Source organism: Serpentinimonas sp. SMBJO2 (genome assembly GCF_056341105.1).
In genome coordinates this window covers 2315808-2337736 of the sequence record NZ_CP150628.1, presented here as the reverse complement: position 1 = coordinate 2337736, position 21929 = coordinate 2315808, and the positions used below count along the sequence as shown (strand labels likewise).

The following is a 21929-nucleotide window of genomic DNA, read 5'->3' as shown; positions in this document are numbered from 1 at the left end:
TTAGAATGCACGGCATGAATTCGGATTTTGCACCCACTGACCTGACGCACCATTTTCTGATCGCCATGCCGGGCCTCAATGACGAGCTTTTTGGCAACAGCGTGGTGTTTTTGTGCGAGCACTCGCCGCGCGGGGCCATGGGCCTGATCATCAACAAACCCAGCCAGCTCACGGTGGGTGAGCTGTTCGAAAAGGTCGATTTGCCGCTGCGCCGCAGCGAGCTGGCGCGGCAGCCGGTGTTGCTCGGCGGGCCGCTGCAAACCGACCGCGGTTTCGTGCTGCACCCGGCCATGGGTGCGGTGCAGGCAGTGGGCAGCGACGAAACCCCGCCTGCGGTGGCGCGTGCCCTGCGCGAGGCGCTGGCGGGCCTCGAGCCCGATGCAGAAGCGGAGCCCGCGCGCGGCGCGTCGGCGCGCACCGAGCAGCCCGGCGCGGGTTCCAATGTCCAACCCGACGCGCCGGCCGAGGCCAGTGCGCCACCGATACTGCCCAGCGCCTACGCGGCCAGTCTGAAAATCGCCGGCAGCGGGCTGGAGATGACCAGTTCGCGCGACGTGCTCGAGGCCATGGCCTGCGGCGCCGGGCCCAGCAAGATCTTGTTCACCCTCGGTTACGCCTCGTGGGGCGAGGGCCAGCTCGAGTCCGAGATCGGCGAGAACAGCTGGCTGACGGTGAACGCCGATCCGGCCCTGATTTTCGACACCCCGCTGGCGCAGCGCTACGAAAAGGCCATGGCCTTGCTGGGGCTGCAGTCGTGGATGCTGGCACCGGGTGCGGGGCATGCATGACGGCGGCCGTGGCACCCAGCCCGCAGCTGCCCGTGCCCCCCAGCCAGCAGCGGTTCTTGGCTTTTGACTGGGGGCTCAGGCGCACCGGCGTGGCCACTGGCAACCGCCTGACGCGCAGCGCCAGCGCCCAGCCCACGCTGCGCGCCGAGGGGGCGGCGCGCTGGCCGCTGATCGAAGCGCGCGTGCGCGAGTGGCAGCCCGATGCGCTGGTGGTTGGCATCCCCACCCACCCCGATGGCGCCCCACACGCCAACACGGCGCTGGCGCAAAAATTTGCGCGCCAGTTGCGCGGCCGCTTTGCCCTGCCGGTGTACGAGGTGGATGAACGCTACAGCAGCACCGAAGCCCACAGCCAAGGCGCGCGCGACGCCGACGCCGCCGCCGCCTGCATCATCCTGGAGCAGTTTTTGAGGAGCCTGCCATGAGCCATTTGTCACTCGATGCCGAACAGCTGTATGCCGAGCTCAGGCGCGGCGTGCAGGCCCTGCTGGCCGGCAGCGCCACGACGCCGCACCTGGTCGGGGTGGCCACCGGTGGGGCTTGGCTGGCCGAGCGCCTGCACACCGAACTGGGTTTGCCGGGCCGTGCCGGCGTCATCTCCTCCACGCTGCACCGCGACGACTACGCCCAGCGCGGCCTGCGCGCGCGCGGCGGGCAGACCAGCCTGCCGTTTGAGGTCAATGGCGCCGAGGTGCTGCTGATCGACGACGTGCTCTACACCGGCCGCACGCTGCGCGCCGTGATCAACGAGCTCTATGACTACGGCCGCCCAGCCGGCGTGCGCCTGGCGGTGCTGGTGGATCGCGGCGGGCGCGAGCTGCCGCTGGCGGCCGACTTTGCCGCCGTGCGGCTGCCGCTGGACCGCGCGTTGCGCTTTGCGCTGGTGCGCCGCCCCGAGGGCGGCTTCGACTTCGAGCTGGCCCCCGCTGCGCCCAGCGGCATCCAGCAGGGGAGCGCCACATGAGCCCCAATCCGCAACTCAACCGCCACGGCGAGCTCATCCATCTGCTCTCGACCGAGGGGCTGCCGCGCGAGATTTTGCTGCACATCCTCGACACGGCGGCCGATTTCGTCGGTGTGCACGAGCGCGAAGTCAAAAAAGTGCCGTTGCTGCGTGGCAAGAGCGTGTTCAACCTGTTTTTCGAGAACAGCACCCGCACCCGCACCACCTTCGAGATCGCCGCCACGCGCCTGTCGGCCGACGTGATCAACCTCGACATCGGGCGCAGCTCGGCCGCCAAGGGCGAATCGCTGCTCGACACCATCGCCAACCTGAGCGCCATGGCGGCCGACATCTTCGTCGTGCGCCACAGCGAATCGGGCGCCCCCTACCTGATCGCGCAGCATGTGGCGCCGCATGTGCACGTGATCAACGCCGGCGACGGGCGCCACGCCCACCCCACGCAGGGGCTGCTGGATATGTACACCATCCGCCACCACAAGGGCGATTTCAGCCAGTTGTCGGTGGCCATCGTCGGCGACGTGCTGCATTCGCGCGTGGCGCGCTCCGACATCCACGCCCTGCGCACGCTGGGCTGCCCCGACGTGCGCGTGGTCGGGCCGCGCACGCTGGTGCCCGCCGATCTGGCGCCGATGGGGGTGCGCGTCTGTCACGACCTCGAACAGGGCATCGGCGGCTGCGACGTGGTGATCGCGCTGCGGCTGCAAAACGAACGCATGAACGGCGCCCTGCTGCCTTCGAGCCAGGAGTATTTTCAGGCTTTTGGCCTCACGCCCGAGCGGCTGCGCTGGGCCAAGCCCGACGCGATCGTGATGCACCCGGGGCCGGTCAACCGCGGCGTCGAGATCGACTCCAGCGTGGTCGATGGCGCGCAGAGCGTGGTGCTGGCGCAGGTGACCTTTGGCATCGCGGTGCGCATGGCGGTGATGGGCATCGTCGCCGCCAACGAAGCCTGAACGAGCAGCGGAGCAGCAAACATGAAAACACTGATTCGGGGCGGGCGGCTGATCGATCCGGCCAGCCAGACCGATCGGCTGGCCGACGTGGCCATTGCCGGCGGGCGCATTGTGCGCATCGCGGAGCCGGGCGCGGCGTGGCCCGATTCGGCGCCCGATTCGGCGCCCGAGCGGGTGCTCGACGCCAGCGGCTGCCTGGTCGTGCCCGGACTGGTGGACCTGTGCCTGCGCCTGCGCGAGCCGGGGCAGGAGCACGCCGGCATGCTCGAGTCCGAGCTGGGGGCGGCGCTGGCCGGCGGCGTCACCAGCCTGGTCTGCCCGCCCGATACCGACCCGGTGCTCGACGAACCCGGCCTGGTGGACATGCTCAAGGCACGGGCGCAAAGGCTGCGCCAGGCGCGGGTGTTTCCGCTCGGCGCGCTCACGCGCGGCCTAAAGGGCGAGGCGCTGACCGATATGGTGCAGCTCAGCCAGGCCGGCTGCGTGGGCTTTGGGCAGGCCGAGCTGCCGATCGTCAACACCCAGGTGTTGCAGCGCGCCTTCCAGTACGCCGCCACTTTTGGCTACAGCGTCTGGCTGCGGCCGCAAGATTTCTGGCTCGGCCAGGGCGTGGTGGCCAGCGGTCCGCTGGCCACGCGCATGGGCCTGAGCGGCATTCCCGTGGCGGCCGAGGTGCTGGCGGTGCACACGGCGCTGGAGCTGCTGCGCGGCGTCCACGCCAGCACCTCGAGCGCCGGGCCGGGCCTGCGCCTGCACCTGTGCCGGCTCAGTTCGGCCGCAGCGGTCGAACTCGTGCGCCAGGCCAAGGCGGCCGGTTTGCCTTTGAGCTGCGACGTCAGCGTGCACAACCTGCACCTGTGCGACACCGACATCGGCCATTACGACACCCGCGCGCGCCTGCAACCGCCGCTGCGCCAGCCCAGCGACCGCGCCGCGCTGCGCGCCGCGCTGGCCGACGGCACCATCGACGCGCTGGTGTCGGACCACAACCCGGTGGCGGCCGACGCCAAGGTGCTGCCCTTTGCCGCGGCCGAACCGGGCGCCACCGCGGTCGAGCTGTTGGCCGGTCTGGCCTTGCGCTGGGCCGAGCAGGAGCGGCTGCCGCTGCTGCGCGCGCTCGAGGTGCTCACCGTCGGGCCGGCGCGGGTGCTCGGGGCCAGCCTGGGCTCGCTGCAGGACAGCCTGGGCCGCATCAGCGAAGGCGGCGTGGCCGACCTGTGCCTGATCGACCCCCGGCAACCCTGGACGGTGACCGCCGGCGCGCTGCGCAGCCAGGGCCGCGCCACCCCCTTCGACGGCTGCGAGCTGCCGGCCAGCGTGCGCGCCACGCTGGTGGGCGGGCAGGTGGTTCATGACGCGGCGCAGCCGCGCCGGGCCTGATGCGGCGGTGGCTCGACACATGAAGCGCGTGCGCGCCATCGGGCGCCTGCTGCGGCTGGTGGGCCACATCGTTTGGGCCCTGTACCTGCTGCAATACCGTTTCCCCAAGCTCGGGGCGCCCGAGCGCGAGCGCATCGCGCGCACCTGGACGCAGCAGGCGCTGGCGATCATGGGGGTGCGGCTGCAGGTGCTGTGCGAGCCGCCCGCAGCCGGACCGTTGTTGGTGATCTGCAACCACATTTCATGGCTCGATATTCTGATCATCAACGCCAGCCAGCCGTGCCGCTTCATCTCCAAGGCCGAGGTGCGGCGCTGGCCGGTGCTGGGCACCTTGGTCGAGCGCGCCGGCACCCTGTTCATCGAGCGCCAAAAGCGCAGCGACGCGCTGCGCGTGGCGCAGCAGGCTGCTGCCGCGCTGCGTGCGGGCGATCTGGTGGCGCTGTTTCCTGAGGGCACCACGGGCGACGGGCAGGGCATCATGCCCTTTCACGCCTCCCTGTTGCAAGCGGCGCTGGATGCCGATTGCCCGATCCTGCCTGTGGCCGTGGTCTATCTGCACGGCCAGGGCCAGGCGCTGCTGGGCGAGGCGGCGCGCCACGAGGCGCCGGTGTATTGCGGCCACACCAACATCGTGGCCTCGGTCTGGCGCATCGTCTGTGCCCGCGACCTGCAAGCCACCTTGCACTGGGGCGAGCCCGATGCGGCGCAAGGGCGCGACCGCCGCGCCTGGGCCGAGTCGCTGCGCACCGAGATCGGCCGCTTGGCCGACCAGCCCTTGCTGCCGCGCACCGGCGAGCCGCCGCGCTGGAAAAAAACGCCTGACCGTTCGGATCAGAAAACGGCCTGATTGCGGCCTGGGTCCGGGGGCGCACCGGCTGGGTGGGTCACTCGGGCGCTGGCGGCCGGTCCAGCGCGCCCAAGTTGACCCCGCCCGCCGGGCGCAGCCGTGGGTCGCCCAGCGCCGGTTTGTTGCGCGCGGTGCCGTAGTCGGCGCGCAGCTGCGCCAACTGCGCGCGCTGGCTGTCGGAGGCGGCAATGTCGTCGCCGTAGCGCTGCAGCACCAACCAAGCCGTCTCGATGGCGCGGGCGTTCAACGAGCCTTGGGCGGTGCGCAGCAACTCGGCAAAGGCGGTTTTGGGTTCGCCGCCGTTGGCGGCCTTGAGCGTGCGCTCGATCAATTCGACCATGTGGTCCTGGGCCTGCTGCAGGCGCTCGACAAACGGTGGGTGGGCGCTGGCGGCGCTGGCCAGCAGGTCGCCCATGGCTTTGCTGGTGGCAAAGCGGCGCCCGAGGCGATCGATCACTTTCGTGTCGGGCAACAACTGCGTCTGGCGCTGCGCCAGGCCGGCCAAGGCGCAGAGCAGGTTGCAGGCGGCCTCCATGTCGAAGGTCGGCGCGTCGATCTGCAGGCAGGCTTGGTCAATCAGGTTGCGGGTTTTTTCGGGGTTCCCTTGCAGCTCGTTGGCCAGCGCGGCGATCAGGTCGGTGAAGCGTTGCAGGCGCAGGTCGTGCGGGGTGGCGCGCAGGCGCTTGCGCAGCTCGGTCAGGTGGCGCTCGAGTTGCGCCGACTGCTGGTGCGCATAGGCCGACAGGGCCAGCAGCACCAGGCACTCGCTGTCGAACATCTTGGAGTCCAGACCGAGGTAGGTGGAGCGCTCCAGCAGCTCAAAAGCGCGTTCGCGGTCGCCACAAAAATAGGCCAACATGCCCAGCCGCTGCTGGCGGCCGATGGCCATCGGGGTCAGGGCCAGCGCCTTGTGCAGGGTCGATAGCGCCTCCTGGAACTGGCCCAGCTCCAATTGGGCGCGGCCCAGCACATCGAGGGCCTCGGGGTAGTCGGGGGCGGCTTCGATCAGGGCCTTGAGGGTCTGCAAGGCCGCTTGGGTGGCGCCTGCGTCGAGTTGCGCGCGCGCTACCCCGAGCAAGGCCCAAGGCTTGGGGTTGGCGTCCCACAGCTGTTGAAACAAGGCGCGCGCCTCGTCCATGCGCTCGAGCCGCAGCAGCACCTCGGCCCCCAGGCGGCCCGCCTGCGGCCACTGCGGCCCGCGCGCGGCCACGCGTTCGCGTGCCAGCCGCACCGCCTCCTCGGGCTGCCGCGCTTCCAGCGCCTGGTAGATGGGCAGCAGCGCGGCCTTGCGCAGCCGCGCCTGCTCGATGCGGTCGTACAGGCTGCCGGCCGAGTAGGGGCGCACAATGTAGCTGTCCACCGAGGATTCTGCGGCTTCGCTGACTTTGAGGTAAGTGGTTTCGTCGGTGAGCAAAATGAACACCGTGGCGTAGGGCAGCAGCCCGCTGCGGCGCAGGTCGTCGAGCAGCTCTTGGCCGCTGCCGCCGCCCTTGGGGAACTGGTCGCCACAGATCACCACGTCGAAGGGGTTGCGCTCGAGTTCGCGCCGCGCCTCGCTGATGCGGCTGGTTTGGCTCACCGACTGCAAGCCCAGGCCGCGCAACTGGCCGGCCAGCGTCATGCGCGTGCTCGGGTTGCCATCGACGACCAGGGCGGCGGACTGGTGCAGTGCGCGCGGACGGCTGGGCGCAGCAGCCGACAGGGGCGGGGCAGGGAGCCGGTTCATGGGAGGGTGGCGGGAGGGTTCTGCAGGCGACTTTAACCGAGTTGGACGGGCACCGATTTGGGGCAGCCAAGCTGCCAAACAGCGGGCACGCTTATTGCTTGTAGACTGGGCGCTGGTGCGCAGGCGTTCGCATCGTGGTGCGCACGGGCGTGTCCATGGCAGCGTGTCAATTTCATGAAAGTTCCCGGAGTTGCTGCTAAGATCGGCGCCTTGGTTGTTTTCGTGGGCGGCTTGCCCGGCGTTTACCCCTACCCTTTATCAGGAGCCTTACTTGAAAAAGATCTTTGCCATCGCCGCCCTGGCGGCCAGCTTGGGCTTTGCCGCCCAGGCCCAAACCCCGGCTCCAGCCGCTGCAGCCGCCAACCCGGTGCGCTTAGGCATACTGCTGGGTTTCACCGGCCCGATCGAGTCGCTCACGCCAGCCATGGCGGCCAGCGCCGAGCTGGCGATCCGTGAAGTCAACGCCAGCGGCCTGTTCCTGCGCGGCACCCGTGTCGAAGCCGTGCGTGCCGACTCGACCTGCGTCGACGCCGCCGCTGCCACCGCCGCCGCGCAGCGCCTGATCACCGCCGAGCGCATCAACGCCCTGGTGGGCGCCGACTGCTCGGGCGCCACCACCGCGGTGCTGCAAAACGTGGCCGTGCCGCGTGGCGTGCTCATGGTCTCGCCCTCGTCCACTTCGCCCGCGCTGACCACCGTGCGCGACAACGACTTCTTCTTCCGCACCGCGCCTTCCGACGCGCGCCAGGGCGAAGTGATTGCCGAGCTGCTGCGCGAGCGCGGCATCACGCGCGCGGCCATGACGTTTACCAACAACGACTACGGGCGCGGCCTCTCCAGCGCCATCCGCAGCAACTTCGAGCGCCTGGGTGGCCGCATCACCATCTCGGCCGCGCACGAAGACGGCAAGGGCGACTACACCGCCGAAGTGGCGGCGCTGGCCGCTGCCGGGGGCGAAATCCTGATCGTGGCCGGCTACGTCGACCAAGGCGGGCGCGGCATCATCCGCTCGGCGCTCGACAGCGGCGCCTTCAACCGCTTCTTCCTGCCCGACGGCATGATCGGCGACAGCCTGCCGCCCGCCATCGGCCCGGCGCTGAACGGCTCCTTCGGCATCAAACCCGGCGCCGAAAGCCCGGGCGGCACCCGCTTCGAAGAGCTGGCGCGCGCCGCCAACATCCGCATCGGCCCGTTCACGCACCAGTCCTACGACGCCGCCGCGCTCATTTTGTTGGCCATGCAGTCGGCCAACTCGACCGACAGCGCGCGTGTGCGCGAGCACATGATGCTGGTGGCCAACGGCCCGGGCGAAGTCATCAACGCCGGCGATCTGGCGCGCGGCCTGCGCATTCTGGCCGCGGGTGGGCGCATCAACTACGAAGGTGCCTCTGCCGTGCGTCTGATCCCGCCCGGTGAAGCCGCGGGCGGCTACCGCCTGATCGAAGTGCGCAATGGGCGCATGGAAACCACGGGTTTTCGCTGACATTCAAGCCGCAGCCAGCCGCCCTTGTGCAGGGGCGCTGGCGCCTTCCAGTCCACGCCCAACTAAACGGTCCGCCCAATCGGTGCGGGCCGTTTGTTTTGTAGCCATGATCGAAGTCCAAAACCTACGGATGCAGTTTGGTGGCATCCGCGCCGTCGATGACGTGTCGCTGACCATCGAGGCCGGGCGCATCACCGGCCTGATCGGCCCCAACGGCGCCGGCAAGACGACGCTGTTCAATGTCATCGCCGGGTACTACCAGCCCACGGCGGGGCGCGTGCTGCTCGACGGTGCCGACATCACCGGGCTGGCGCCGCACCAGTTGTTCGCCAAGGGCTTGCTGCGCACGTTCCAGATCGCGCACGAGTTCGCCACGCTCACGGTGCGCGAAAACCTGATGATGGTGCCGCCGCGCCAGAGCGGCGAGTCGCTGCTGGGCACCTGGTTGCGCCCCGGCCAGGTGCGCGCCGAAGAAGCGGCGGTGCGCGCCAAGGCCGATGAGGTGATCCGCTTTTTGCAGATCGAAGCCGTGGCCGACGAGCTCGCCGGCAACCTCTCGGGCGGGCAAAAGAAGCTGCTCGAACTGGGCCGCACCATGATGACCGAGGCCAAGATCGTGTTCCTCGACGAAGTGGGGGCGGGCGTGAACCGCACCTTGCTCAACACCCTGGGCGACGCAATTCTGCGCCTGAACCGCGAGCGCGGCTACACCTTTTGCATGATCGAGCACGACATGGACTTCATCGGCCGCCTGTGCGACCCGGTGATCGTGATGGCCGAGGGCCGCGTGCTGGCGCAGGGCAGCGCGGCCGAAGTGATCGCCAACGAGCAAGTTATCGAAGCCTACCTGGGCCGCGGCCTGAAGAGCAAACCCGGAGCCGCAGCATGAGCTTCCTGATGGCTGAACACATGACTGGCGGCTACGGCGGCACCGACATCCTGCACGACTGCACGATTGCCGTCGAGCAAGGCCAGATTGCGGTCATCGTCGGGCCCAACGGCGCCGGCAAATCGACCGCCATGAAGGCGATTTTTGGCATGCTCACGCTGCGCCACGGGCAGGTGCGCTTCGATGGCGAGGACATCAGCGCCTTGAGCCCACAGCAGCGCGTGCTCAAGGGCATGGGCTTCGTGCCGCAGACGCACAACGTGTTCACCTCGATGAGCGTGGAAGAAAACCTGGAGATGGGCGCTTTCATCCGGCGCGACGACATCCGGCATTCGCTCGAACAGGTCTATGCGCTGTTTCCGGTGTTGGCGCAAAAACGCCGCCAGCCCGCCGGCCAGCTTTCGGGCGGGCAGCGCCAGCAGGTGGCGGTCGGGCGCGCGCTCATGACCCAGCCCAAGCTGCTGATGCTCGACGAACCCACGGCCGGCGTGTCGCCGATCGTCATGGACGAGCTGTTTGACCGCATCATCGAGGTCGCGCGCAGCGGCATCGCCATTCTGATGGTGGAACAAAACGCGCGCCAGGCGCTGCACATTGCCGACAAGGGCTACGTGCTGGTGCAGGGCAGCAACCGCTACACCGACAGCGGCGCGGCCTTGCTGGCCAACCCCGAGGTGCGGCGTACTTTTCTGGGAGGCTGACGCATGGAAGATATTCTGAATGCCTTGGCGCTGCTGACCAACTTCGTGCTGCTGCCCGCCGCCGCCTACGGCAGCCAACTGGCGCTGGGCGCTTTGGGCGTGACGCTGGTGTATGGCATCTTGCGCTTTTCCAACTTCGCCCACGGCGACACCATGGCCTTTGGCACCATGGTGGCCATCCTCGTGACCTGGTGGCTGCAGGCGCAGGGCGTGAGCCTGGGCTTCTTGCCCACGGCGCTGCTGGCGATCCCGTTTGCGGTGCTGGCCACGGTGGGCTTCGTGCTGCTTTCGGACCGCTGGGTGTACCGCTACCACCGCGTCAAGAAGGCGCCGGCGGTGGTGTTCCTGATCTGCTCGGTGGGGGTGATGTTCCTGCTCAACGGCATCGTGCGCTTCGTCATCGGCCCCGGCGAGCAGCACTTTGCCGACGGCGAGCGCTTCATCTTCACCGTGGCGCAGTTTCGCGAGTTCACCGGGCTCGAACAAGGCGTGGCGCTGCGCACCAGCCAGGCGCTGACGCTGGTGAGCGCGCTGCTGATCGTGGCCGCGCTGTTCTGGTTCCTGGAGCGCACGCGCACCGGCAAGTCGATGCGCGCCTACTCCGACAACGAGAACCTGGCGCTGCTGTCGGGCATCAACCCAGACCGCGTGGTGCTCATCACCTGGGTGCTGGCCGCCGCGCTGGCCACCGTGGCCGGGGTGCTGTACGGACTCGACAAGGGCTTCCGGCCCTTTACCTACTTCCAGTTGCTGTTGCCGATCTTTGCCGCCGCCATCGTCGGCGGGCTGGGCAGCCCGCTGGGGGCGATTGCGGGCGGCTTCATCGTCGCATTTTCTGAGGTGCTGCTGACCTACGCCTGGCGGCGCGTGTTCGAGTACCTGGGCCCCGAAGGCTGGGCCCCCGAAGGGCTGATGCAACTTCTCTCGACCGACTACAAGTTTGCGGTCTCGTTCGTGATTCTGGTGCTGGTGCTGCTGATCCGGCCCACCGGCCTGTTCGGAGGCAAATCGGTATGAACGCCTGGTTGAATCGCTACCTCGGAGCGCCGGCGCTGTTTGGCCTCATGGGCTTGGCGCTGGTGCTGGTGGGGGTGTTGCAGAGCTGGTCGCTGGCGCTGACCATCGCCATCTACTGCGTCATCGGCGCCATCATGGCGCTGGGGCTGAACGTGCAGTGGGGCTACGCCGGCCTGTTCAACGTCGGCCTGATGGGCTTTGCGGCGCTGGGTGGGATTGCGGCCGTGCTGGTCTCGATGCCGCCCACCACCGAGGCCTGGCAGGCCGGGGGATCGGGCATCATCGCCTCGGTGCTGCTGTCGCTGGCCACGCTGGCGCTGGCGCTGCTGGTTTACCAGCGCATGCGCCGGGGCCGCGCGCGCATGTGGGCCATGGTGCTGATCTTGCTCGGCGGCTACGTCATCACGCGCCAGTTCTTCGACCCGGCCGTCGAGCTGATCGAGGCCGTCAACCCGGCCGCTACCGGCTACCTGGGCGGGGCCGGGTTGCCGATCATGCTCTCGTGGGTGGTGGGCGGCCTGTTTGCCGCCGGCGCGGCGTGGCTGATCGGCAAGATCACGCTCGGCTTGCGCTCCGACTACCTGGCGATTGCCACGCTGGGCATCGCCGAGATCATCCTCTCGGTGCTGCGCTTCGAGGAATGGCTCACGCGCGGCGTCAACAACGTCAACGGCCTGCCGCGCCCGCTGCCGCAAGAGATCGACCTGCAGCAAACCGCCTGGGTGCAGGAATGGGCGCTGCGCCTGGGCACCACGGTGCCCGATCTGGCCTCGATCACGGTCAAGCTCGGCTACCTCGGGCTGGCGCTGGGCGTGCTGCTGCTGCTGTTCTGGCTGGCGCAAAGCGCCATCCACTCGCCCTGGGGCCGCATGATGCGCGCCATCCGCGACAACGAAACCGCCGCCGAAGCCATGGGCAAGGACGTGACCGGCCGGCACCTGCAGGTGTTCGTGCTCGGTTCGGCCATCGTCGGCGTGGCCGGCGCCATGCTGGTGACGATCGACGGCCAGTTCACGCCCAACGCCTACAACCCGCTGCGCTTCACCTTCCTGATCTGGGTCATGGTGATCGTGGGCGGCTCGGGCAACAACCTGGGCGCCATTCTGGGCGGCTTCCTGATCTGGTTCTTCTGGGTCCAGGCCGAGCCGATCGGCTTATGGTTCATGGACGTGATCACGGGCACGCTGCCGGCCGAGAGCTGGCTGCGCGCGCACCTGCTCGAGGGCGCGGCGCACATCCGGCTGATGGTGATGGGCCTGATCCTGCTGCTGGCGCTGCGCTTTCGCCCCCACGGGCTGATTCCGGAACACAGCGAGCGGCCGCATTCGCTGCGGCGTTAGGGGTGGGTGGGGCAGGCCAGCGCTGCGTCGTGTAGGCGAAAGTGGCCGACCCAGACCTAGGTGTCGAATCGGCTTTGTCCAATGCCGGGTCGGCCAACTCACGCGCCCGTTCGTACAGGGCATCGTCATTTGCCGGGTCTATCGGGTGTTTACGGGGCCGGGCTTGCGCGGCGCTGCGCGCTCTTGGGCCTGAAGGCGGCGCAGACGGCGGGGTCGGTCTCCAGGTAGGGGCCGCCGATCAGGTCGATGCAGTAGGGCACGGCGGCGAAGATGCCGGGCACCAGCACCTGGCCGCTGGGGTCGCGCAGGCCCTCGAGCGTCTCGGCGATGCTCTTGGGCTGGCCCGGCAGGTTGATGATCAGGCAGCGGCCGCGCAGCACTGCCACCTGGCGCGACAGAATGGCCGTGGGCACGAAGCGCAGCCCAATCTGGCGCATCTGCTCGCCAAAGCCGGGCAGCTCGCGCTCGGCGACGTCGCGCGTGGCCTCGGGCGTGACGTCGCGCGGGGCCGGCCCGGTGCCGCCGGTGGTGAGCACCAGCGCGCAGCCTGCTGCGTCGGCCAGCTCGATCAGGGTTTGGCCGATGCGCTCGCGTTCGTCGGGGATCAGGCGCGACTCGAACTGCAGCGGGTTGCGCAGCGCCCGGCGCAGCCAGTCTTGCAGAGCCGGCAGGCCCTGGTCGGTATAGACGCCAGCGCTGGCGCGGTCGCTGACCGAAACCAGCCCGATGCGCACCGGCTCCAGCGCGCTCATGCGGCCTCCAGCGGTTGCGCCGGGGCTTGGCGAAGAGCGGCAGGGTCTGGCGGCGGCTCCAGGCCGGCGCGCACAAGCTGATAGATTTCGCGGTAGCTTTTGCCCTGGCGTGCGGCTTTGCCGGCAGGTGCAGCGGCAGGCTCGGCGGCGCGCTGCGACTGCGCGTCCTTGCGCGCTTGCCGGATCAGGGTGCGCAGGTGCTGCGAGTCGGTGTCCGGGGCGATCTGCAGCCAGGCGCTGAGCGCCTCGTCGTCGGCCAGCAGGCGCTCGCGCCACTGCTCGGCCTGGTGCAGGCGCAGGGTGTCGGCGGCGCTGCCCTGGTGCTGCTCGGCCAGCGCCTGCTCGATCGTGGTCACGGTAGCGGCGTCGAGCCGGCGCATGAGTTTGCCGACGTACTGGAGCTGGCGCCGGCGGCCTTCGAAGTCGCTGATGCGCCGCGCCTCGGAGAGGGCGTTGAGCAGCGCGTCGGGCAAAGCCAGCCGGTCGAGCAAGCCGCTGCGCAGCGTCAGCAGCTGCTCGCCCAGTTGCTGCAGGTGCTCGCTGTGTTTTTTGAGGTCGGTCTTGCTGGTCTCGGTGTCGCCCTTGAATTCGCGCTTGAGTTCCAGGTCCAGTTCGCTGCCCGCAGCGACGAAGTGGCCTTTGACGAAGTAGCCTTTGGTGGGTTTGCGTGCCATCCGGCTATCATAGCGCCCAGCATGAAAAAATCCCGATCCCCTGCGCCAGCCCCCGGTCCGGCTGGCCCCACTGGTGCCCCTGGCCCGCACACCCACCCCGCCGCCCCTGCCGCTCAACCCGCCCCCGAAGCGGGTTTTCAGTACCACCGGCAGCAGTTCGAGGCCTTGGCCGATCTGGCTTTGCAGCACGCCAGGCAGCTCGGGGCCGCCGATGCGGCGGTCGAGGTCTCGGAGGGCGCGGGCCTCAACGTCTCGGTGCGCATGGGCGCGCTGGAAAACGTGGAGCGCAACCGCGACAAGTCGCTCGGCGTCACGGTCTATCTAGGGCAGCGCCGCGGCAACGCCTCCAGTTCCGACTTCAGCCCGCAGGCCATCCGCCAGGCCGTGCAGGCCGCTTACGACATCGCCCGCTACACCGCCGAAGACCCGGCGGCGGCCCTGCCCGACGAGCAGGACGTGGCCCGCGACGCCCCCGAGCTGGAGCTGTTTCACCCTTGGGCCATCGACGCGCAGCAGGCGCAGCAACTGGCGCTGCGCTGCGAGGCGGCGGCGCTGCAAACCAGCAAACACATCCGCAACAGCGAAGGCGCGGCGGTGTCGGCGCAGCAGTCGCACTTTTACGCCGAGCACATGCGCGGCGGCGAGCGCGGGCGCGAGGGCATTTTTCGCGGCGGCTACGCCAGTTCGCGCCACAGCCTGTCGGTCAGCCCCATCGCCGGCAAGGGCGCGCAGATGCAGCGCGACCACTGGTACAGCTCGATGCGCAGCCCGGACGATCTGGCCAGCCCCGAAGCGGTGGGGCGCTACGCCGCCGAGCGCGCGCTGGCGCGGCTGGCACCGCGCAAGATCGCCACCACCGAATGCCCGGTGTTGTTCGAGTCGCCGTTGGCGGCTGGGCTGCTGGGGGCCTTCGTGCAGGCCATCAGCGGTGGCGCGCTGTACCGCAAAACCAGTTTTCTGCTCGACAGCCTGGGCCGCCAGGTGTTCCCCGAGCACATCGACTTGCACGAAGACCCGTGGCTGCTGCGCGGCAAAGGCAGCGCCCCGTTCGACAGCGAAGGCGTGCGCACGCAGGCCCGCGAGGTGCTGAGCGGCGGCTGCGTCAAGGGCTATTTTCTGAGCAGCTACTCGGCGCGCAAGCTCGGGATGCGCACCAGTGGCAACGCGGGCGGCTCGCACAACCTGTACCTGCGCAGCCGCCTGACGCGGCCCGAAGACGATCTGCCGGCCATGCTGCGCCGGCTCGGCACCGGTTTGTTCGTCACCGAACTGATGGGGCAGGGCGTGAACTACGTCACCGGCGACTACTCGCGCGGCGCCAGCGGCTTCTGGGTCGAGGGCGGCGCCATCGCCTACCCGGTGCAAGAGATCACCATCGCCGGCAACCTCAAAGACATGTTTCTGGGCCTGCAAGCGATCGGCGCCGACGAGTTTGCCTTTGGCTCCAAGAACGTGGGTTCGGTGCTGATCGAGCGCATGAAGGTCGCGGGCACCTGAGGGCCGCCGGCGGCGCGGCGCCGGTGTGGAGCGGGGTCGGTCAAACCGGCAGCGCGGCGGCCACCACTGGCGCGCCCCACAGGCGCGAGATCAGCCCCGAGGCGTGGGCGCAGTCGCCGCTGCTCCAAAAATCGGTGCGGCCGCCTGCGCCTGGGGTCTGGGCTGCGGCACCCGGTGCGGCGGCTGGCGCAGCGTTCGAAGCCGCGGCCGGCAAGCGGCGCAGCAGCTCGCGCGCCACGGCGGCGGCCGGGTCCAGCACCTGCACGCCGGGGCCGGCGTGGTGCTCGATCAGCGGGCGCAAAAAGGGGTAGTGGGTGCAGCCCAGCACCAGCACATCGGCCCCCAGTGCCAGCAGCGGATCGAGGCAGGCGGCCACCGCCGCCCTGGAGGCCGGGCCATCGAGCTCGCCGCGCTCCACCAGCTCGACCCAGCCCGGGCAGGCCTGGGCCAGCACCCGCACCGGCCCGGCGTGGGCCGCGATCAGGCGCGCCAGACCCGGGCTGTGCACGGTGTTGTGGGTGGCCAGCACACCCACGGTGCCGCTGCGCGTGGCGGCCACGGCGGGCTTGACGGCGGGCTCGATGGCCACCAGCGGCAGCTGCGGGAAGCGCTGGCGCAGCGCCTGGATCGACAGGCCGGTGACGGTGTTGCACGCCACCACCACCGCCTGCACCGGCTGCGCTGCCAAAAATTCGATGATGCGCTCGGCGCGTGCCTGCACCTGCGGCGCCGCCTTGTCGCCGTAGGGGGCATGGCCCGAATCGGCCACGTAGCGCAGCGCCTGCGCCGGCAGCAGGGCGCGGATTTCGCGCAACACCGACAAGCCGCCGACGCCGGAGTCGAACACGCCCACGGCGCTGCCGTGCGGCTGCGCTGGGGCGGCTGGAGGGTGCGGCGGCAAGGTCGGCATGGGGAGCGAATTTTGGCCCAATTTTGGCCGAAGCCTGGGGTGCTTGGGTGCGAATTCGCGGTCGGTGGCGCGGGTGCGGCGGCCGGGCGAGCGGGGCTGGAGCGCCACGGGCGCGGTCTTTTGCCGCTACCAAGCAAAGCAGCCCGCCAAAGCAAGCTCCAGCGGGCTGTCGTGCGGGGCCCCGAGCGGGGCGGCCTGATCAGTACATGCGTTTGGGCAGTTGCATCGAGCGCACGCGCTTATAGTGGCGCTTGACGGCGGCGGCCTTCTTGCGCTTGCGCTCGGCGGTCGGTTTCTCGTAGAACTCGCGTGCGCGCAAGTCGTTGAGCAGGCCCAGTTTTTCGATGGTGCGCTTGAAGCGGCGCAAAGCGACATCAAACGGTTCGTTGTCTTTAACGCGGATGGTGGTCATTAGCCAAAAGGTTCCAGGATTGCGCCGCGCCGGTTCTAGAGCAAGATCGAGCCCCTAGGCCGCGCTGCAAAAATTTTTCCCCGTCTGGTGGTGTGGATCAAGGCCGACGGGGGGTAGCCAGCAAAGCTTGGGATTATATGCTTCCGCGCAAGGTTAGGGAAGGGCTGGGTGTGTTTTTGGCGCTACAGTGCGTCTGCAGGAGGCAGTTCAGATGTTTGAATCGGCAGAAATCGGGCACCGGGTCGACAAAGAGCGCTGGAAGCAGGAGTCGGCGCGCCTGCGCCACGCCCTGTTGCAAGCCCAGTACCGGCTGTTGCACGAGGCGCGCACGGCGGTGTTGATCTTGGTCAACGGCGTCGATGGCGGTGGCCGCGGCGAGACCGTGAACACGCTCAACGAGTGGATGGACCCGCGCCACATCCGCACCGAAGCCTTTGGCCCGCTCACGCCCGAAGACCGCAGGCACCCGGAGATGTGGCGCTTTTGGCAGGTGTTGCCGCCCAAGGGCCGCATCGGGATTTTTTTCGGCTCCTGGTACACCGACCCGGTGTACTCTTACGCTAGGGGCGGCGAGCCCCACGACCGCTTCGTGCAGCGGCTGGAGCGCATCCGCCAGTTCGAGCGCATGCTGGTTGCCGAAGGGGTGGTGCTGGTCAAGCTGTGGTTTCACTTGTCCAAAAAAACGGCCAGGGAGCGCTTCAAAGCCCTGCAATCCGACCCCAAAACCGCTTGGCGCGTCACGCCCCAAGAAAAAAACAACCTCAGGCACTACGACCGCTTCATCGAGGTGAGCGACGAGGCGCTGCGCAAGACCAGCATCGGTGAGGCCTCGTGGCTGGTGATCGACGGCAGCGACCCAGCCTACCGCACCCTGAGCGCCGCGCAGCACCTGCTGCAGGCGATGCAGACGGCGCTCGCCCGCCCAGTGGCCGCCGGCGAGGCTGCGCCGGCCATCGCAGCCGCTGCCGACCGGGTGTTGCACCAGCCACCCTTTCTGGCGCTCGACGACCGCAGCCTGCTCAAGGCACAAGATTACACGCGCAGCCTCAAGCGCAGCGTTTATGAAGACGAACTCGAACACTGGCAAGGCAAGCTGGCCTTGCTCAGCCGCGACGCGCGCATGCAAAAACGCGCGCTGGCGCTGGTGTTCGAGGGCATGGACGCGGCCGGCAAGGGCAGCACCATCCGGCGCGTCACGCAGGCGCTGGATGCGCGCTTTTACCGCGTGGTGCCGGTGGCGGCCCCGAACGAAAACGAACGCGCCCAGCCCTACCTGTGGCGCTTTTGGCGCTACATCCCGGCGCTCGGGCGCGCGGTGATCTTTGACCGCTCGTGGTATGGCCGGGTGCTGGTCGAGCGCGTCGAAGGCTTGTGCGCTCCGGCTGACTGGCTGCGCGCCTACGGCGAGATCAACGAGTACGAAGAGGAGCTGAGCGATGCCGGGGTGGTGATCGTCAAGTTCTGGCTCGCCATCACGCCCGAGGAGCAGCTGCGCCGCTTTCGCGAGCGCGAGCAGACGCAGTACAAAAACTTCAAGATCACGCCAGACGACTGGCGCAACCGCGAAAAATGGCCGCAGTACGAGCGCGCCGTGGAGGAGATGATCGACCGCACCTCGACCCAGGTGGCGCCGTGGCACATCGTGGCCAGCGACAACAAACACTGGAGCCGCATCGAGGTTTTGCGCCACCTGTGCCAGCGGCTGGAGGCGGCACTGGAGCGAGTGGCGTGAGGGTCCAGGCGCCGGACTGGGCTGCGCTCACCGCCTCTCAAGCCGGCGCTTGCTGCCCGCCGCTGCAGCGCCGGTGGCCGGCGAGGTCGAGCCGGTGCGTCACCTGCTGGTAGCCGTGTGCGTGCAGCAAAGCGGCCACGGCATCGGCTTGGTCGTAGCCGTGTTCGAGCAGCAGCCAGGCGCCGGGCTGCAGGTGAGCGCGGGCGCTGGCGATGATTTCGCGCAGGTCGTCCAGGCCATCTGGCCCGGCCACCAGCGCCTGCTGCGGCTCGTGGCGCAAGGCGGCCAGGTGCGGGTCGGCGGCGCGGATGTAGGGCGGGTTGGCCACGATCAACCCCAGCGCGGCGGGCGGCGTCTGCGCCTCGCCTGGCGGGGGCAGGGCGCCCTCCGGGTGGCCATCCGGGGTTGCATCTGGGCCTGCCTGGGGCGGCCAGGAGCCAGCCGCTTGTGGCCAGCCGCGCAGCCAGTGGCCGTGGCGCAGGCGCAGCGGCAGGCGCAGCCGCGCGGCGTTGGCGCCTGCCAGCGCCAGCGCATCGAGGCTGGCGTCGAGCGCCCACACTTGGGCCTGCGGCCGCTGCTGCTGCAGCGCCAGCGCGATGGCGCCGCTGCCGGTGCCCAGATCGAGCACCGGCACGGCCTGCCCCTGGGGCAGAAGCTCGAGCGCCCAATCGACCAGGGTTTCGGTGTCGGGGCGCGGGTCGAGCACGCGCGCGTCGATCTGCAGCCTCAGGCCGTAGAACTCGCGCTGGCCGGTCAGGTAAGCCAGCGGCTCACCGCTCAGGCGGCGGGCGCACAGGGCGTGGTAATACTGGGCGGCGGCGGTGGGCAAGGGCGCGTCGCCATGCGCCAGCAGCCAGGCGCGCTCGTGCGGTTGGCGCCCGAGGGCGTGCAGCAGCAGCAGCTGGGCTTCGAGCCGCGGCAGCCCGGCTCGCTGCGCGCCGTGGCAGGCGGCCTCTGCGCTGGCCGCGGGCAGGCCGGTCACGCCAGCGCCCCGCGCTCGCTCTGGGCGGCGCGCTGCTCCAGTTCGCCCAGCAGCTCGGCGCCGCGCGCCAGCCGCAGCGCCTGCAGCACTTCGTCCAGATCGCCCTCCAGGACTTGCCCCAGTTTGTAGAGTGTGAGGTTGATGCGGTGGTCGCTCAGGCGCCCCTGCGGGTAGTTGTAGGTGCGGATGCGGTCGCTGCGGTCGCCGCTGCCGATCAGGCCCTTGCGCTCGGCGGCCTCGCGGCTGGCGCGTTCGCTGCGCTCTTTTTCCTGCAGGCGCGCTTGCAGCACCTGCAGCGCCTTGGCCTTGTTGCTGTGCTGGCTGCGCCCGTCCTGGCATTCGGCCACCAGGCCGGTGGGCAGGTGCACCACACGCACGGCGGAGTCGGTTTTGTTGATGTGCTGGCCGCCGGCGCCGCTGGCGCGGAAGGTGTCGATGCGCAGCTCGGCCGGGTTGAGGGTGATGGCCTGCGTCGGGTCGGGCTCGGGCAGCACCGCCACGGTGCAGGCGCTGGTGTGGATGCGCCCTTGCGCTTCGGTGGCCGGCACGCGCTGCACCCGGTGCCCGCCGGACTCAAAGCGCAGCATGCCGTAGGCACCGTGCCCCTCGAGGCGCAACACCAGTTCTTTGTAGCCCCCCAGCTCGGCCGGGGTTTCGCTCAGGGTCTCGACGCGCCAGCCCTGGCGCTCGGCAAAGCGGGTGTACAGGCGCGCCAAGTCGCCGGCAAAGAGCGCGGCCTCATCGCCGCCGGTGCCGGCGCGGATTTCGAGGAAGGCGTTGCGCGTGTCGTCGGGGTCGCGTGGCAGCAGCAGGGTTTGCAGCTCGGCCTCGAGCTGTGCCAGTTCGGCTTGCAGCTGCGCCGCCTCGAGCTGCGCCAGCTCGGCCAGTTCGGGATCGGGGTCGAGGCTCAGGCTGTGCGCGTGGTGCAGCGCGGCTTCGCGCTCGAGGTAGCGCAGGTAGGGTTGCACCACGGCGTCGGCCTCGGCGTGCTCGCGGCTGAGCTGGCGAAAGCGCTCGCGGTCGGACACGGCGTCGGGCGCGCCCAGCAGGGCGTCGAGCTCGTGCAGACGCAGCCGCTGGCGCTCCAGCGTCTGGCGGATGAAGGGCTTCACAGGCGCCCGGGCCCGCGCAGAAACAGGCGCGAGACCGCTTCGGCGGTGGCGGCGCGGGTGTGTTCGTCGCCGGCGTGCAGCTCGGCCAGCGGGCCGTGCAGCATTTTTTGCGTCAGGCCCCGCGCCAGCGCCTGCAGCACGGCCTCGGTGTCCTCGCCACGCGCCAGCCTCTTGCGCGCGCGCTCCAGTTCGAGCGTGCGCCAGTCTTCGGCCTGCGCGTGCAGCTGGTTGATCAGCCCGACCACGCCTTGGGCCGGGTCGCGTTGCTGCAACCAGTGCATGAAGCCCTGCACGCCGGAATCGATGATCGCTTCGGCCTGCGCCACCGCCGCCTGGCGTTGGCTTTTGCCGTTTTGCACCACATGGGCGAGGTCATCGACGGTGTAGAGGTAAACGTCTTCGAGCCCCTTGACTTCGGCTTCGATGTCGCGCGGCACGGCGAGATCGACCATGAACATGGGCCGGTGGCGGCGCTGCCTGAGCGCGCGCTCGACCGCCCCGAGCCCGATCAGCGGCAGGGTGGAGGCGGTGCAGCTGATCACGGCGTCGAACTCGTGCAGCCGGTTGGGCAAGTCGGACAGCCGCAGCGTCTCGGCCCCGAAGCGGCTGGCGAGCTTCTCGCCGCGCTCCAGCGTGCGGTTGGCGATGGCCATGGACAGCGGCTGCCTGGCGGCAAAGTGGGTGATGGCGAGTTCGATCATCTCGCCGGCGCCGATGAACAGCACCCGGATCTGGTGCAAATCTTCGAACAGCTGGCCCGCCAGGCGCACGGCGGCGGCGGTCATGCTGATCGACTGCGCGCCGATGGCGGTGCTGCTGCGCACCTGCTTGGCCACGGCAAAGGAGCGCTGGAACAGCTGGTGCAGCGTGCGGCCCAGGGCGCCGGCCTGTTCGGCGGCGCGCACTGCGTCCTTCATCTGGCCCAGGATCTGCGGTTCGCCCAGCACCATCGAGTCGAGCCCGCTGGCGACGCGAAAGGCGTGCCGCGCCGCGGCGTCGTCGCGCAGCACGTAGGCGTGGTGCAGCAGCTGCTGCGGGCTCACGCCACCGGTGTCGGCCAGCCAGTGCAGGGTGGGCTCGAGCGCAGCCTGCTCGGCGGCGCAGTAGATTTCGGTGCGGTTGCAGGTCGAGAGCAGCGCCGCCTCGGGCCGCTGCGCCAGGCCGGCGCGAAAGCGCTGCAGGGTGGGGGCCAGCTGGTCGAGCGCGAACGCGAACCGGCCGCGCACGTCGAGCGGCGCGGTTTGATGGTTGATTCCTAGCGCCCAAACTGCCATAAGGGCTGGATTATAAAATCGACCTGACCGATTCAACCCTGCCTACAAACCCGCAGGGATGCGCCTTCGGGCCCGCGCCCGTATTCCCCGGGCCGGACTGGGGGTGCGAGCTTTCTTTTGCCCCTACAGCAGGCCTGCGTGGCCGCACCCCACCATGAGCTTCCTCGACGGCCTGCTGCACCTGTTTCATTTCTTCCTGCCGGCCTTTGGTTTGGCGGCGCTGCTGGCGCCGGCGCTGGTCTGGGGCCAAGGCGGGGGCAGCCGGCGCGGCTCGCGCTTCAAGAGCCTGCTGCTGGGCTGGCTGGCCTTGTCGGCGCTGGGCGCGCTGGTGCTGCTGGCCGGGCTGTGGTGGCACGGGCGCGACGGCCGCATGGCCACTTACGCGGCGCTGGTGGTGGCGCTGGGCTCGGCGCTGGCCTACTGGCGCTCGCGCTGACTTCAAGGCCGGCAGCGGCGGCCTGGGGATCGCCGCTTACCCATGCGCCGCGCAGGCGCA

Annotated in this window: 22 protein-coding genes; 14 read left to right on the top strand and 8 right to left on the bottom strand. The window is 69.5% G+C overall.

What is annotated here, in order from left to right:
* Positions 1-14: 14 nt before the first annotated feature.
* From AAAZ40_RS10845 to AAAZ40_RS10820, 6 genes are read left to right on the top strand one after another with little or no spacing between them, the layout of a single operon-like run.
* A complete protein-coding gene (locus AAAZ40_RS10845) occupies positions 15-788 on the top strand; it encodes a YqgE/AlgH family protein (RefSeq protein ID WP_476660380.1) in 774 nt (257 codons plus the stop codon).
* A complete protein-coding gene (ruvX, locus tag AAAZ40_RS10840) occupies positions 785-1213 on the top strand; it encodes a Holliday junction resolvase RuvX (protein WP_476660379.1) in 429 nt (142 codons plus the stop codon). Before AAAZ40_RS10845 ends, ruvX begins: the two co-directional genes overlap by 4 nt.
* Positions 1210-1752: a bifunctional pyr operon transcriptional regulator/uracil phosphoribosyltransferase PyrR gene (gene pyrR, locus AAAZ40_RS10835; RefSeq protein WP_476660378.1), complete on the top strand. Its 543-nt coding sequence runs from the start codon at positions 1210-1212 to the stop codon at positions 1750-1752. Before ruvX ends, pyrR begins: the two co-directional genes overlap by 4 nt.
* Positions 1749-2705, top strand: a complete 957-nt coding sequence (locus AAAZ40_RS10830; RefSeq protein WP_476660377.1) for an aspartate carbamoyltransferase catalytic subunit — start codon at positions 1749-1751, stop codon at positions 2703-2705. The genes pyrR and AAAZ40_RS10830 overlap by 4 nt, the downstream gene beginning before the upstream one ends.
* A gap of 21 nt (positions 2706-2726) precedes the next feature.
* Positions 2727-4085 carry a dihydroorotase gene (locus AAAZ40_RS10825; RefSeq protein ID WP_476660376.1) on the top strand — a complete coding sequence of 453 codons (1359 nt, stop codon included), beginning with the start codon at positions 2727-2729 and terminating at the stop codon, positions 4083-4085.
* On the top strand, positions 4057-4932 hold the full coding sequence (locus AAAZ40_RS10820) for a lysophospholipid acyltransferase family protein (protein WP_476660375.1): 876 nt from the start codon (positions 4057-4059) through the stop codon (positions 4930-4932). The genes AAAZ40_RS10825 and AAAZ40_RS10820 overlap by 29 nt, the downstream gene beginning before the upstream one ends.
* 37 nt (positions 4933-4969) lie before the next feature.
* Here the strand turns inward: AAAZ40_RS10820 and AAAZ40_RS10815 are convergent, their stop codons facing one another.
* Positions 4970-6658: a tetratricopeptide repeat protein gene (locus AAAZ40_RS10815; protein ID WP_476660374.1), complete on the bottom strand. Its 1689-nt coding sequence runs from the start codon at positions 6656-6658 to the stop codon at positions 4970-4972.
* A gap of 271 nt (positions 6659-6929) precedes the next feature.
* Here AAAZ40_RS10815 and AAAZ40_RS10810 point away from each other — a divergent pair, with 271 nt between their 5' ends.
* From AAAZ40_RS10810 to AAAZ40_RS10790, 5 genes are all read left to right on the top strand, one after another.
* Positions 6930-8141, top strand: coding sequence for an ABC transporter substrate-binding protein (locus AAAZ40_RS10810; protein WP_476660373.1), 1212 nt, complete (start codon positions 6930-6932; stop codon positions 8139-8141).
* A 106-nt stretch (positions 8142-8247) separates the two neighbouring features.
* Positions 8248-9030, top strand: coding sequence for an ABC transporter ATP-binding protein (locus AAAZ40_RS10805; protein WP_476660372.1), 783 nt, complete (start codon positions 8248-8250; stop codon positions 9028-9030).
* Positions 9027-9731 carry an ABC transporter ATP-binding protein gene (locus AAAZ40_RS10800; protein WP_476660371.1) on the top strand — a complete coding sequence of 235 codons (705 nt, stop codon included), beginning with the start codon at positions 9027-9029 and terminating at the stop codon, positions 9729-9731. Before AAAZ40_RS10805 ends, AAAZ40_RS10800 begins: the two co-directional genes overlap by 4 nt.
* 3 nt (positions 9732-9734) lie before the next feature.
* On the top strand, positions 9735-10748 hold the full coding sequence (locus tag AAAZ40_RS10795; RefSeq protein ID WP_476660370.1) for a branched-chain amino acid ABC transporter permease: 1014 nt from the start codon (positions 9735-9737) through the stop codon (positions 10746-10748).
* A complete protein-coding gene (locus AAAZ40_RS10790) occupies positions 10745-12088 on the top strand; it encodes a branched-chain amino acid ABC transporter permease (protein ID WP_476660369.1) in 1344 nt (447 codons plus the stop codon). The genes AAAZ40_RS10795 and AAAZ40_RS10790 overlap by 4 nt, the downstream gene beginning before the upstream one ends.
* 149 nt (positions 12089-12237) lie before the next feature.
* Here AAAZ40_RS10790 and mog read toward each other — a convergent pair whose 3' ends face one another.
* Positions 12238-12840, bottom strand: coding sequence for a molybdopterin adenylyltransferase (gene mog / locus AAAZ40_RS10785; RefSeq protein WP_476660368.1), 603 nt, complete (start codon positions 12838-12840; stop codon positions 12238-12240).
* Positions 12837-13514 carry a ribosome biogenesis factor YjgA gene (gene yjgA / locus AAAZ40_RS10780; protein WP_476660367.1) on the bottom strand — a complete coding sequence of 226 codons (678 nt, stop codon included), beginning with the start codon at positions 13512-13514 and terminating at the stop codon, positions 12837-12839. Before yjgA ends, mog begins: the two co-directional genes overlap by 4 nt.
* 21 nt (positions 13515-13535) lie before the next feature.
* Here yjgA and pmbA point away from each other — a divergent pair, with 21 nt between their 5' ends.
* Entirely contained in the window at positions 13536-15011 is a 1476-nt protein-coding gene (gene pmbA / locus AAAZ40_RS10775) for a metalloprotease PmbA (RefSeq protein ID WP_476660366.1), read from the top strand.
* Between the two features lie 40 nt (positions 15012-15051).
* Here pmbA and murI read toward each other — a convergent pair whose 3' ends face one another.
* Together murI and rpsU are read right to left on the bottom strand one after the other, a co-directional pair.
* On the bottom strand, positions 15052-15921 hold the full coding sequence (gene murI / locus AAAZ40_RS10770) for a glutamate racemase (RefSeq protein ID WP_476660365.1): 870 nt from the start codon (positions 15919-15921) through the stop codon (positions 15052-15054).
* A gap of 199 nt (positions 15922-16120) precedes the next feature.
* On the bottom strand, positions 16121-16333 hold the full coding sequence (rpsU, locus tag AAAZ40_RS10765; protein WP_029463041.1) for a 30S ribosomal protein S21: 213 nt from the start codon (positions 16331-16333) through the stop codon (positions 16121-16123).
* A 211-nt stretch (positions 16334-16544) separates the two neighbouring features.
* Here rpsU and pap point away from each other — a divergent pair, with 211 nt between their 5' ends.
* Positions 16545-18065: a polyphosphate:AMP phosphotransferase gene (gene pap / locus AAAZ40_RS10760; protein WP_476660364.1), complete on the top strand. Its 1521-nt coding sequence runs from the start codon at positions 16545-16547 to the stop codon at positions 18063-18065.
* Between the two features lie 37 nt (positions 18066-18102).
* Here the strand turns inward: pap and AAAZ40_RS10755 are convergent, their stop codons facing one another.
* Genes AAAZ40_RS10755 through hemA form a run of 3 tightly spaced genes read right to left on the bottom strand, consistent with a single transcriptional unit; the run spans position 18103 to position 21433 of the window.
* A complete protein-coding gene (locus AAAZ40_RS10755; protein WP_476660363.1) occupies positions 18103-19047 on the bottom strand; it encodes a HemK/PrmC family methyltransferase in 945 nt (314 codons plus the stop codon).
* Entirely contained in the window at positions 19044-20159 is a 1116-nt protein-coding gene (gene prfA, locus AAAZ40_RS10750) for a peptide chain release factor 1 (RefSeq protein WP_476660362.1), read from the bottom strand. The genes AAAZ40_RS10755 and prfA overlap by 4 nt, the downstream gene beginning before the upstream one ends.
* Positions 20156-21433: a glutamyl-tRNA reductase gene (hemA, locus tag AAAZ40_RS10745; RefSeq protein ID WP_476660361.1), complete on the bottom strand. Its 1278-nt coding sequence runs from the start codon at positions 21431-21433 to the stop codon at positions 20156-20158. The genes prfA and hemA overlap by 4 nt, the downstream gene beginning before the upstream one ends.
* Before the next feature lie 154 nt (positions 21434-21587).
* Here hemA and AAAZ40_RS10740 point away from each other — a divergent pair, with 154 nt between their 5' ends.
* Complete coding sequence (locus tag AAAZ40_RS10740) at positions 21588-21869, top strand: hypothetical protein (protein WP_476660360.1); 282 nt, start codon at positions 21588-21590, stop codon at positions 21867-21869.
* Positions 21870-21929 lie beyond the last annotated feature (60 nt).